The sequence below is a fragment of the Streptomyces sp. NPDC004732 genome (genome assembly GCF_040609235.1).
Classification (GTDB): domain Bacteria; phylum Actinomycetota; class Actinomycetes; order Streptomycetales; family Streptomycetaceae; genus Streptomyces.
This window is the reverse complement of record NZ_JBEXJR010000004.1, coordinates 725037-736881: the sequence shown is the minus strand read 5'-3', so window position 1 is coordinate 736881 and position 11845 is coordinate 725037. Positions and strand designations below refer to the sequence as shown.

The following is an 11845-nucleotide window of genomic DNA, read 5'->3' as shown; positions in this document are numbered from 1 at the left end:
CCGGCCTGGTGCACTTCTCGTCGCCCACGCGCCACGTGGACTGGGCAGGGGGCGGGCCGGCGTGTCGCGGGCGGCCGGGCCCGGTGGGTGCAGCCCGGCGGACGGGCGGCTGGGGGGCGGTGGGGCGCCGGGGGCCGGCTGCGGGCGGGGCGGGGCCGGGCTGCCGGGGCGGGCGCGCCGGGGGTGGTGCGGGGTGGGGTCAGAGGACGCGGATGGCGGATTCGGCGTGGCGGCGGGCCAGTTGCAGGGTCTGGCGGCTGTCGCGGGCGAGGTCGGCGCGGATGCGGCGGCGGGCCTCGGCGAGGCTGGTGCCGGGGCCCAGGATCTGTTCGATGCGGTCCTCGCGCAGCAGGGCGTGGTGCTGGGCGACGACCGTGACGCCGCGTTCGTCGGGCAGGACCGACCATTCGCCGCAGTGCGCGGCGAGCAGCGGGCGGGGCACGGTCGCCTTGTGCACGATGCGTCCGGCGTGCGGGAAGCAGATGCGGATGCCGGCCACGCTGGGGGCGGCGCTGCCGTCGGCGGCGGTGAGGTCCAGGGCGACCTTCTGGATGCCGAGGTGGGGTTCTTCCAGGGCGGCCCCGCGCACGTGCGGGAGCTGGCCGGGCCAGTCGGCGACGTCGTAGAGGAAGCCGTAGACCAGTTCGGCGGGCCCGTTGACGCGGATCGACTCGGCGAAGGAGAGGGCCAGTTCGTCCAGGCGGGGCCAGCGTTCGGCCAGGAACTGCAGGCTGTGCAGGGTGGAGCGGCTGTTGTCGGCGGTGACCTGGGCGAGCCAGTCGGCGTCCTGGGGCCGTTCGGGGGCGGCGGTGAACTCGTGTTCCAGGGTCAGCCGGCAGCGGCCGGGCCCCAGCGGCTGCACGCTCCAGTGGCCGGCCATCGAGGTGGCGGGCTCCACGAGCAGGTCCTGGCGGAAGGTGATGCGGCGGTGCACGGGGTCCTGGACGCGGCGGGCGGTCCAGGAGACGATCTGGCCCTCCTGGGCCAGCGCCCAGGCCCGGATCCGCTCGTTGACGCCGTCGAAGTCCAGGCGCTGGGCGTAGATGTTGCGCGGCAGGTAGAGCGGCCAGCGCTCGGGGTCGGCGATCAGTGCGTAGACGGTGGGGGCGGGGGCGGCCACCTCCAGCGTGTGCGACAGCCGGTGGATGCGCTCGCGCTTGCCGGGCACCGGGCCCCCCTTTCTCTTCGCTTTTCTCTTCGCTCGCGCCGTGTGCGCGTCCGCCGTATCGGGCCGGGCCGGGCCGGGCCGGGTGGCCGGGTCCGGGCGTGAGGGGCGGGTCCGGGGTGGGGCCGGTGGTCTGTGCAGTGTGCCCGCTGCGGCTCGACGCGTGCCCGGAGACGGCTCGAGTCCGCCTCGTCCCCCGGCGGGCGGGGAAGGAGGCGGACCCGGGACGGTTCCCGCGGTGCGGGTGGTGCACGTGGTGCGAGTAATACGGGTGGTGCGGGTGGTTCAGGCGGCGTAGAGGTCGAAGGTGGAGGTGCGCCGGGGTCCGGCCGTCACGTCCAGCTGGGGGTCGACGGCCAGCATGGCCTGGTGCAGCCGCTGGACCTGCGGGGAGGGCTCCACCCCCAGTCCTTCGATCATGCGGATGCGCAGCTTGCGGTAGATCTCCAGGGCCGAGGCCTGCCGTCCCGAGCGGTAGAGCGCCACCATGGCCTGCGAGTGCAGTCCTTCGTGCTGGGGGTAGCGCGCGGTCAGTTCGGTGAGTTCGGCGATGAGTTCGGAGTGGCGGCCCAGGCGCAGGTCGGCGTCGATGCGCCGCTCCACGGTGCCCAGCCGGGACTCCTCCAGGCGCATGACCTCGATCTCCAGGATGGGTCCGACCCGCACGTCGACCAGGGCGGGCCCGCGCCACAGGGCCAGGGCCCGGCGGAAGCGGTCGGCGGCGGTGGCGTCGTCGCCGGTCTCGAAGGCGGTGCGGCCCTCGGTGGCCAGGCGGTCGTACTCGTGTACGTCCACGCCCTCGGCCGGTATCTGCATCAGGTAGCCGCCGTGCCGGGTGGCCAGGACTTCCTTGGCCGTGCCGGGGGTGCCGGGGCCCAGGGCGGTGCCCAGGTGCCGGCGCAGTTGGAGGATGTAGGTCTGCAGGGTGGTGAGTGCGCTCTGGGGCGGCTCGGTGCCCCAGAGTTCCTCCATGAGCGTGGGGACAGGCATCACCTGTCCGGGGTAGAGGGCAAAAAGGGACAGAATCTGCCGCGGCTTGCGTGCCGTCGGAACAATCGATCCCCCGTTGACCTCGGCGCTCAACGGACCCAGAACCTGAATCTTCATGGGGTTTCTCCGTACTTCGTCGAGTTCTTTTCTTGACTGCATTCCGTCGCCGCGGGCGGTCGTATGCCGTTCGTGGGGCGTCCTCCTTTCGCCGTGCCGGGTGGGTGAGACGGTGTCAGGCGCCCGGTGGGGCAGGCCTGTTGGGCCGGTGGCGCGGGCGGGGCCGGCTCTGCACGCTAGGCGGCGCGGACCAGGTGCGCATGGGCCGGGGTGAAGTCCGTGCGGACGGCGGGCAAACGTTGGGCTGCACGGCTCTTTTCCCCCTCGGGTCCTCGGGTGCCGGTTTCACGGGCGGGTCCGCGGCGCGCTCGCGGCGGGCGCGGTGGTGCGCGGTGGGGCGTGGCCGGTGGGGGGCGGCGCACGCGGGACAGAACGCGGCTCGCCCGCCGCAGATCTCGCGGCGGGCGAGTGCGTGGGAGGTGACAGGCAGTCAAAGGGGCCGGGGCGGGGCGTCAGCGGTGTCCCGGGCCGGGGCGGCGGCTCACCCGGTGGGCACCAGCCGCTCCCCGGCCGGTGCGGCCGCGGGTGCCGTGGGGGGCACCGGGGGCACGGGGTGGGTGGCAGGCTGGGCCGCCAGGTCGTGGCCGGCGGTCAGGATGGAGCGCTGCAGGCGCCGCAGCCGGGCCGAGGGCTCCAGGCCCAGCTCCTGCACCAGGGTGGTGCGCAGCCGCTGGTAGGCATCCAGCGCCTCGCCGCGCCGGCCCGAGCGGTGCAGCGCGAGCATGTACTGGGCGTGCAGGCTCTCGTGGGTGCGGTAGCCGTTGACCAGCACGGTCAGTTCGGCCAGCAGCTCGCGGTGGCGGCCCAGGCGCAGGTCGGCCTCGATGCGCCGGTCCAGCGCGCACAGCCGGCTCTCGTCCAGCCGCTTGATCTCCATCTGCAGCTGCGGGCCGGCCTGCACGTCGGCGAAGGCGGTGCCCGACCACAGGGCCAGCGCCTCGCGCAGCTGGCGGGCGGCGCCGGCGCAGTCCCCGGCGTCCATCGCCCGGTAGCCGGCGCCCGCCAGCCGCTCGAAGGTGCGCACGTCGCTCGCGCCGCCCCCGCCGCACAGCAGATAGCCGCCGGGCATCGTCACCAGCACGTCCTTGGCGCTGCGGCGCGGCTCGCCCGCCCCGTCAGCGGCGGCGTCCCGGTCCAGCGCGGCGGCGATCAGCTCGCGCAGCTGCAGCACATAGGTCTGCAAGGTGGTGCGGGCGCTGCGCGGCGGGGCCGCGCCCCACAGCTCCTCGGTCAGGGCGGACACCGGCACCATCCGGTCGGCGTGCAGCGCCAGCAGCGCCAGCACCTGCCGGGGCTTGGGGGCCGTGGGCGTGATCGACCGGCCGTTCTCCCGCACCGCCAGCGCACCGAGTACCTCGATGTCCACAGCGTCCCCCTGAAGGTGGTTGATGCCGCTCGCGCCGTCTGCCGCTCGCGGGTCCGATCCCCTTACCGCACCCAGATTCAAATAGATTCGCGGAGCCCTGTCAATACAAAACCGCGTAGCTGGTTTCTAGCAGTGCTGCACCTGACCTCAGGTGATCTACCTGCCATTTCTTGAGTGGATCTTGAGGAAGGGGCAGGTCACACGGGTGCAGACCGGCTGGTTTTGGCCGCGGGTGGCCGGTCCGGCAGGGGTGCGGGTGGGGGTGGAACCCGGTCTTAACGGAAAAACAGCGGGTGTTCGCTGTTTTACGTTGGGTCTAACAGGGGTTGAAATCGCGGGGCGGGGAGGGGCTTGGGGCGGGCCCGGGGGCCCCGGCGCCTCCCGGGGGCCGGGGTGGCCTCTGGGGGTCGGGGGCCTCCCGGGTGCCTGGCGCCTCCCGGGTGCCGGGGCCTCTGGGTGGGCCGGGTGAGCCCGGGTGGCTCCCTGGGGGCTCAGGGGGGCCTGGGTGCTTCTGGGGCCTGGCCCCGGGGGCCTTCGGGGGGCCTTGGTGGCCCGGGGAGGGGCAGAGGCGCGGGGGCGGGCGCTTGCAGTGGAGGGGTCCGGGGGTCCCGGGGTCCCGGGGTTTTCGGGGGGCGAGATCTGGGGGCACGGGCCAGGACCTGGGGGCGGGGCCTGGGTCTGGGGTCGGGGCCGGGGTTTTCGAGGGGGCCGGGATCCGGGGTCCCGGGGTCCGGGGGCCGGGCCTGAGGTCGAGGCCGGGGTCCGGGCCTGGGGTCAAGGCCGGGGCCTGGTCCGGGGGTCGGGTTCGGGTTCCCGGGGGTCGGGTTCGGGTTCGGGTTCGGGACCAGCCGGGAGCCTAGGGGGTCTGGGAGGGGCTGGCGGTGCCGTTACGGGGCCGGGGCGGGCGGACTGCCCGGAGTGTCCGGGGAGTTCGGGGCGGGCGGACGGCCGAGGGCGGTCGGGAGGTCCTGGGGCTGCGGGGCGGGCGGACGGCCGGGGGTGGTCGGGGGCTGCGGGCGGCTGGGGGCGGTGGGGCTGTCTGGGGGGTTGTGGGTGAGGCGGGGCAGCATGAGGTCCCAGTACTGGGACAGGGTGCGGTGGGAGAGCCATCGGGGGTCGCTGAGGCCCAGGACGGCGAAGCCGACGGTGGCCGCGACGACGGCGGCCGCGGCCCGGGCCGGGCTCACCCCGGCGGCCAGGGTGCCCTCGCGGCGGGCGGTGTGCAGCAGCGCCTCGACCCAGCGCTGCCAGGCGTCGCGCAGGTCCAGCGGGCCGGTGCGCCAGGCGGCGGGGCCCACCAGCTGGAACCCGGCGCGCACCACCACGTCCTGTTCCAGGGCGTGCAGCAGGGCGTCGCCGGCGGCGATCAGGCGCGGCAGCGCGCCGGGGTGGCGTTCCTCGGCCTCCCGGGTGATCCGGTGCAGGGTGACCAGGGAGGCCGCCTCCACGGCGCGGGCCAGGGCGTGTTTGTTCTCGAAGTGGAAGTGCAGCGCCCCGGCGCTGACCCCGGCCCGCCGGCTGATGGTGCCGAGGGTGGCCGGGACGAAACCGTCCTCGGCGAACACCTCGGCGGCCGCCCGCATCAGTGACTCCCGCGTGCGCGCGGCACGCTCCTGCTGCACCATTCGTGGCTCTCCTGGACTGGGCGGGGCCCGGCCCCGGCCGCCGGGCGCGCACGGCGCCGCGCCGCCGGGGCCGCCGCGGCCGGTGGCACCGGCGGGCGGCGGGGCGGTGCTCCCGGCCCGGGGCCGGGGCGGCGGGCGGGAGCGGCGGGGCAGGGCAGGGCGGCGGCGCGCCCGCGCGGGGCCGTGCGTGGGCGGCGTATCGCCGCGGGCGGATGCCGGGCCGGGGGCTGCGGGCGGGGGTTACTGCGGGGGGTTGCCGTGTTTGCGGGAGGGCAGGTCGGCGTGTTTGGTGCGCAGCATGGCGAGGGATTTGATGAGGATCTCGCGGGTGTCGGCGGGGTCGATGACGTCGTCGACGAGGCCGCGTTCGGCGGCGTAGTAGGGGTGCATCAGCTCGGCCTTGTACTCCTTGGCCACCCGGGCGCGCATCGCCTGGGGGTCCTGGGCGGCGGCGATCTGCTTGCGGAAGATGACGTTGGCGGCGCCCTCGGCGCCCATCACGGCGATCTCGTTGGTGGGCCAGGCGTAGGTGAGGTCGGCGCCGATGGACTGGCTGTCCATGACGATGTAGGCGCCGCCGTAGGCCTTGCGCAGCACCAGGGAGATGCGGGGCACGGTGGCGTTGCAGTACGCGTACAGGAGCTTGGCGCCGTGGCGGATGATGCCGCCGTGCTCCTGGTCGACGCCGGGCAGGAAGCCGGGGACGTCGAGCAGGGTGAGGATGGGGATGTTGAAGGCGTCGCACATCTGCACGAAGCGCGCGGCCTTCTCGCTGGCCTCGATGTCCAGGACTCCGGCCAGCGTCTGGGGCTGGTTGGCGACGATGCCCACGACCTGGCCGTCCAGGCGGGCCAGGGCGCAGATGATGTTGCGCGCCCAGCGCTCGTGGACCTCCAGGTACTCGCCGTCGTCGACGAGTTCGTCCAGGACCCGGTGCATGTCGTAGGGGCGGCTGCCGTCGGCCGGCACCACCTGGGCCAGCGCGCCGGTGGCGCGGTCGGCCCGGTCGCCGGGCGGCGCGGCGGGCGGGGTCTGGCGGTTGTTGGAGGGCAGCAGTGAGAGCAGGTAGCGGACCTCGGCCAGGCAGGTCTCCTCGTCGTCGTAGGCGAAGTGGCACACCCCCGAGGTCTCGGCGTGCACGTCCGCGCCGCCCAGCCCGTTCTGGCTGACCTCCTCGCCGGTGACCGCCTTGACGACGTCGGGCCCGGTGATGAACATCTGCGAGGTCTCGCGGACCATGAACACGAAGTCGGTCAGCGCCGGGCTGTAGGCGGCGCCGCCCGCGCACGGGCCGAGCATCACCGAGATCTGCGGGATGACGCCCGAAGCCTTCGCGTTGCGCTGGAAGATGCCGCCGTACCCGGCGAGCGCCGCCACCCCCTCCTGGATGCGGGCACCGGCCCCGTCGTTGAGCGAGACCAGCGGGGCACCGGCCGCGATGGCCATGTCCATGATCTTGTGGATCTTGGTGGCGTGGGCCTCGCCGAGCGCGCCGCCGAAGATCCGGAAGTCGTGCGCGTAGACGAAGACCGTGCGGCCCTCCACCGTGCCCCAGCCGGTGATCACACCGTCCGTGTAGGGCTTCTTGGCCTCCAGGCCGAAGCCGGTGGCCCGGTGCCGGCGCAGCTGCTCGACCTCCTGGAAGGAGTCCGCGTCCAGGAGCAGGCCGATCCGCTCGCGGGCGGTCAGCTTGCCCTTGGCGTGCTGGGCCGCGGTCGCCTGCTCGCCCGGTCCGGCCAGTGCCTGCGCGCGGATCGCGGCCAGTTCGGCCAGCCGGCCCCGTGTCTCGGCCGCTGCCGCATCCAGCGCGGAGGGCTCCGTCACCGTCGCCACGACGGTCCCCTTTCTCCTCGGTCGGCCCGGCGGGCGGGGGCGGGGCCGGCACCGGGCCGGCCGTGCCCCCGCCCACCGGATTGCTGCCGTGGTGTTCCTGCTCGGGAGTTGTGCGGTGTGGCCGGTGCGCGCCTGCGCCCGCCGGCCGGTGCGGCGCCTCAGCGCCAGCTGTGCGGTGCCCGGTAGGCCCGGGCGTGCTCCGGCGGGCGCCAGGCAGCGGCCGGGCGCCCGGCGTCCGGGCCGCCCGGCGGGCGGCCGGCGGCCAGCGAGAACAGCGTCACGGCGAGCGCGGCGAGCTCTTCGTCGCTGGCCTGCCCGCGCTCGATCCTGAGCAGGGCGGTCCTACTGTCGACAGCGTCCACGACCCCACCTCCCCTTTAGGGGCCAACGGTCGACCGCCGGGCTCAAAACAGGCTCGGGTCTGCCTGGAGCTGCCCCACGGCGGCATCCCGGAGCCTTGCCCGGCGGCCCGCGCCGGGGGCGGGCGTGCACGGACGGCGGGCGTGCACGGGGGGGGCGGGCGTGCCCGGGGACGCGGGGCGGGGGTCCGGGGTGCGGGGCCGGGGCCTGGCCCCGGGTCCACGGCCGGGCCCACGGCCGGGGCCGGACCGGCCCCCGCACCCCGGCCCGCGGAACAGGGCCGGGGCGGCAGACACGGGACGGGCGGCCGCGACGGGCACCGGGCCGGGCCGGGACACCGCACCGCACCGGGCCGCACCGGGCCGGGGCACCGCACCGGCGCACTGCACCGGTGCAGTGCGCTGCACCGGACGGGCCGGGCCATCCGGGCCTCACCGTCCGGGCCGGGCCGTCCGGGCGGGGCCGTCCGGGCAGCGGCGGGGCCACCCGGGGGTGCCCGGAAGGGGCAGAGGTGACACACGGTTTGATTAAAAACCGCTTGTACGGTTTTTAATGGGGCTAATGTCACGGGCATGTTCCCCGCAGACAGCTCCGCGCCGCGCCCCGCGGGCGGCCGGAGCGGAACCCCCGGCTTCCGGCCAAAGCGCCGGCGCCGCCCCCGGGCCCGCCCCGTGGACACCTGCCGAGGTGGTCCCGCCGGCGGGCCCGGCGGACGGGGAAGCGGAATGCGTCACGCCGGGCGGTCCCGGGGGCCGGGTTGGGCCTGCCTCTGGAGATCAAACCGGCAAGTTGGTTTTATACGCCGACTGGAAACCATTCTTGACGGGAGTCACCAGTGAGCAAGCAGGAACGGGCCACCCGTACCCGCACCGCCCTCATCCTCTCGGCCGCCGAACTGTTCGAGCGGTACGGCTATGTGCGGGCCAGCCTGGATGAGATCAGCTCGGGCGCCGGGGTGAGCCGCGGCGCCCTGCACTTCCACTTCGAGAACAAGGCCGCGGTGGCCGACGCCGTGGAACAGGCCGCCGCCCAGACGCTGCGGGTGACCGCGGACGGGGTGCCGCTGGGCCAGGTGAGCGCGGTGCAGTCGCTGATGGACCTCTCGCACCGCATGGTCCATCTGCTGCACGGGGACGTGGTGGTGCGGGCCGGGTTCCGGCTGAACTGCGACACCGGGCCGCGGACCCCGCTGGACCTGCGCCAGGAGTGGCAGGCCTGCGTGCACCGGCTGGTGGCCCGGGCCGCGGACGAACGGGCCCTGGCCGCGGGCGTCTCCCCCGAGGGCCTGGTGGCCACGGTGGTGGCCACCACGGTGGGCCTGGAGGTGCTCAGCCGCGCCAACCGGGGCTGGCTGTCCGCCTCCGCCCTCACCAGCTTCTGGCAGCTCCTGCTGCCCTCGGTGGCCAGCCCGCCGACCCTGGCCGCGCTGCAGCCGGGCGGCACCGGCTCCCCCGCCTTCCCCGACCCCGCCCTGCAGCACACCCACGACACCCCCGCCCACTGACCCTGACCCGCCCCGCCCCCCGCGGTTCGGCCAAGCCCCCGCCGACCCCGGCCCGGCCAGCGCGCCCCGCCCGACCCCGCCCCGCCAAACCCTCCCCGCAGAACTCTGCCCGCAGGCTCCTCCCCCGGGCCCCCTCCTGCCGGCCGGCGGGCCCCGGGCCGCACGCGCCAACCCCCCGCCCCGCAGCCGGACTCGGCGGCCTCCGCAGCGCCCCGCGGCAGCGGTCCGGAGCCGGGCCCCCGGACCGCAGGAACCGGGGCGGCACCCGCAAGACGGGGGCGGCCCCCGACCGGAGTGGGAAGGGAAAGGCGGCACCGGGGCAAGGCGGCCCCAGGAGGCCGCGGAACGCCCCGGGGGGGGCAACGCCCGCCGGTGCGGGGCGAGTCGGCGCCGCGGGCCGGGCCCGGCGCGCACCGCTGCGGGCGGGCGCCGGCCCAAGGACCGCCACCACGGCCCCTGTTATCGAACGTGCACGCTAGGCTACCGGCAGGCCCGCCCGCCCCGGCGCGCGCGGGCACCCCGTTGCGGCATGCGCCGCCCCAGGCAAGGAGAAACGCGGCAGATGACGCAGCAGCAGGGCTCGCTCGCCGGCCAGGTCGCCCTCATCACCGGGGCGAGCAGCGGGATCGGCGCGGCCGCGGCCCGGGTCTTCACCCGGGAAGGCGCCCGGGTGATGCTGATCGCCCGGCGCGAGGACCGGCTGCAGGCCCTGGTCAAGGAACTGCGCGCCGAGGGCGCCGAGGCCTCCTGCTGCACCGCGGACGTCCAGGTCGCCGCCGACATGCGGCGGGCCGTGCAGCAGACGGTGGACACCTACGGGCGGCTGGATGCGGCCTTCAACAACGCGGGCGCCGCGGTGGAGAAGAGCCCGCTGCACCTGATGGACGACACCGCCTACGACCTGATCATGGACACCAACGTGCGCGGCGTGTGGAACTGCCTGCGCCCCGAGATCGGCGCTATGCTCACCACCGGCGGCGGCGCCATCGTCAACACCAGCAGCGTGGCCGGCCTGGTCGCCACCTCCGTGGCCGCCCCCTACATCGCTGCCAAGCACGCCGTGGTCGGCCTCACCAAGGTCGCCGCCGTCGAGTACGCCCCCCACCGCATCCGCGTCAACGCCATCGCCCCCGGCCTGGCCCGCTCCGAAATGGTCGAGGACTGGTTCGCCCGCTTCCCCGCCCAGGAAGCCAAAAGCAAAGCCTCCTCCCCCCAAAACCGCATGGCCGAACCCGAAGAAATCGCCGAAGCCGCCGCCTGGCTCTGCAGCGACCGCGCCTCCTTCGTCACCGGCGCCACCCTCCCCGTCGACGGCGGCGCCACCACCTGGTAACCCCACCCCGGAAACACCCCCACCAGCCCCAGCCCCAGCCCCGGCGCCGGCACACGCCCCCGCACCGCGGGCGGCCGGACAGGCACCCGCAGCACCGGGCGGACAGGCACAGCCACACGGGGCCAGACCGGACACCGCACCACGGCAGGGACCGGAGCGGGCCCCGCACCACGGGCGGGCACGGCGGGCGAACGCGGCAGGCGGGTGCGGTGCGGACCAGGCCGTGCCGGCACCGCGCCACCGGCACGGCCCCGGGGATGCGGCGGGTCGGGGCGGAAGCGGACCGCGCTACGCCGGAATCCGACGGTCCGCGGCCCCCGGCACACCCCGAGGCCCGGCAAGAAGGACGGACACTCCCCGGGGAGTCAGGCGCCCAGCGCCGCCGGGTCCGGGAGGCGGCACCCGCCCGGGGCGCGCCGCGACGGGCAGCAGCCCGGCGGGTCAGCCGGTGGCGGGGGCCAGGGCGGGCGGCGGAACGGACACCGCCTGCGCATACAGCCGCGCCCCCCGGTCCGGGGCCAGATCCAGCCGGGCCAGCACCGCCGGCACCGTGATCGCCGGTATCACATGGTCATACAGCACCGAGATGCGCCGCTCGACGTCCGCCAGCCCGCACTCCAGCTGGGAAAACAGCTGCACCCCGTGAAACGAGGACACAATCAGCTCCGCGGTCTGCCGCGGCACCACATGCGACAGGATCTCCCCGCGCTCCTTGGCCTCGGCCAGCGTCTGCGCCGACAGCTCGATCCAGGCCGGCCACGCACTGCCGTAATGCTCCCGGCCCTGCGGATCCGAGGACAGCACCGCCCCCGCCCGCACCACCGGATCCCGCGGCAGCCGGTGCGCCAGCAACAGCCCCGCGTCCACCCACTCCTGGACCTTCAGCTCCTGGGGCGGCCCCGCATACGCCACCTGCGCCTGCAGCACCCCCCGCGCCAAGGCCTCCTTGGAATCGAAATGGAAATACAGGGCACCCTTGGTCACCCCCGCCGCCTGCAGAATGTCCGACACCGTCGCCGCCGAATACCCATGCTCGGCAAACACCGCAGCGGCCGCCTCCAGCACCGCACGCCGCGTACGAACAGCACGCTCCTGCTGCGCCACGTGACCTCCCCTGCACCAAGTGCCCCGATCGGGTATGCAGCGGACCCGAAAAAGAAACCGTCGTGGACGTACCTTACCCACACCACCCCCCACCGACCCCGCCAGGGATCTTGACCCACCCCGCCCTACCCCACCCCCCGCCCGGCATACCCCCACCCACACACCACACCCCGCACACCCCCCGCCAGAAACACCACCCACCCCCCACCACCCCACCCCGAACCGCCAACACCCCACACCCCACACACAACTGACGCACCCTCACCTGACATCCCCTCACCCACCCCCGCACCACCGGGCACACACCCCCACCCCCGAAGCCACACCACACCCCGCAAGAGAGACCACCCCCGGCCAGACACCCACACACGACACCCACACACGGCACCCACGAGTGAAACCCGACCACGAAACACCCCGCCCCCCACACCACAACACCCCGGCCACC

General features: G+C 75.1%; 9 protein-coding genes. 2 read left to right on the top strand and 7 right to left on the bottom strand.

The window, feature by feature from the left end; genetic code table 11:
* Nucleotides 1–199 precede the first annotated feature (199 nt).
* The 6 genes from ABZV77_RS15620 to ABZV77_RS15595 all read right to left on the bottom strand — a co-directional run bounded on the left by ABZV77_RS15620 (nucleotide 200) and on the right by ABZV77_RS15595 (nucleotide 7458).
* The gene (locus ABZV77_RS15620; RefSeq protein ID WP_356256008.1) at nucleotides 200–1168 is read right to left on the bottom strand and encodes an SRPBCC family protein; all 969 of its coding nucleotides are present in this window, start codon (nucleotides 1166–1168) and stop codon (nucleotides 200–202) included.
* 282 nt (nucleotides 1169–1450) lie between these two features.
* On the bottom strand, nucleotides 1451–2272 hold the full coding sequence (locus tag ABZV77_RS15615; RefSeq protein ID WP_356256006.1) for an AfsR/SARP family transcriptional regulator: 822 nt from the start codon (nucleotides 2270–2272) through the stop codon (nucleotides 1451–1453).
* Nucleotides 2273–2753: 481 nt separating this feature from the next.
* Nucleotides 2754–3638, bottom strand: a complete 885-nt coding sequence (locus ABZV77_RS15610; RefSeq protein WP_356256003.1) for an AfsR/SARP family transcriptional regulator — start codon at nucleotides 3636–3638, stop codon at nucleotides 2754–2756.
* Between the two features lie 887 nt (nucleotides 3639–4525).
* Nucleotides 4526–5263 (bottom strand): ScbR family autoregulator-binding transcription factor, encoded by a 738-nt coding sequence (locus ABZV77_RS15605; protein WP_356256000.1) that lies wholly within the window; start codon nucleotides 5261–5263, stop codon nucleotides 4526–4528.
* Nucleotides 5264–5503: 240 nt separating this feature from the next.
* Complete coding sequence (locus ABZV77_RS15600) at nucleotides 5504–7096, bottom strand: acyl-CoA carboxylase subunit beta (protein WP_356255997.1); 1593 nt, start codon at nucleotides 7094–7096, stop codon at nucleotides 5504–5506.
* A 158-nt stretch (nucleotides 7097–7254) separates the two neighbouring features.
* The gene (locus ABZV77_RS15595) at nucleotides 7255–7458 is read right to left on the bottom strand and encodes an acyl-CoA carboxylase subunit epsilon (RefSeq protein ID WP_356255994.1); all 204 of its coding nucleotides are present in this window, start codon (nucleotides 7456–7458) and stop codon (nucleotides 7255–7257) included.
* A gap of 833 nt (nucleotides 7459–8291) precedes the next feature.
* On the opposite strand from ABZV77_RS15595, the gene ABZV77_RS15590 reads away from it, so the two are divergent.
* Both ABZV77_RS15590 and ABZV77_RS15585 read left to right on the top strand, forming a co-directional pair.
* Entirely contained in the window at nucleotides 8292–8960 is a 669-nt protein-coding gene (locus tag ABZV77_RS15590; protein ID WP_356255992.1) for a ScbR family autoregulator-binding transcription factor, read from the top strand.
* A gap of 562 nt (nucleotides 8961–9522) precedes the next feature.
* Nucleotides 9523–10293 (top strand): glucose 1-dehydrogenase, encoded by a 771-nt coding sequence (locus ABZV77_RS15585; protein WP_356255990.1) that lies wholly within the window; start codon nucleotides 9523–9525, stop codon nucleotides 10291–10293.
* Between the two features lie 441 nt (nucleotides 10294–10734).
* Here ABZV77_RS15585 and ABZV77_RS15580 read toward each other — a convergent pair whose 3' ends face one another.
* Entirely contained in the window at nucleotides 10735–11397 is a 663-nt protein-coding gene (locus tag ABZV77_RS15580; protein WP_356255987.1) for a ScbR family autoregulator-binding transcription factor, read from the bottom strand.
* Between the last annotated feature and the right edge of the window lie 448 nt (nucleotides 11398–11845).

Bases quoted from the DNA above. Each gene is read 5' to 3' on its own strand.
- ABZV77_RS15615 (WP_356256006.1), bottom strand. From the start codon at position 2,272: ATGAAGATTCAGGTTCTGGGTCCGTTGAGCGCCGAGGTCAACGGGGGA.
- ABZV77_RS15585 (WP_356255990.1), top strand. From the start codon at position 9,523: ATGACGCAGCAGCAGGGCTCGCTCGCCGGCCAGGTCGCCCTCATCACC.
- ABZV77_RS15605 (WP_356256000.1), bottom strand. From the start codon at position 5,263: ATGGTGCAGCAGGAGCGTGCCGCGCGCACGCGGGAGTCACTGATGCGG.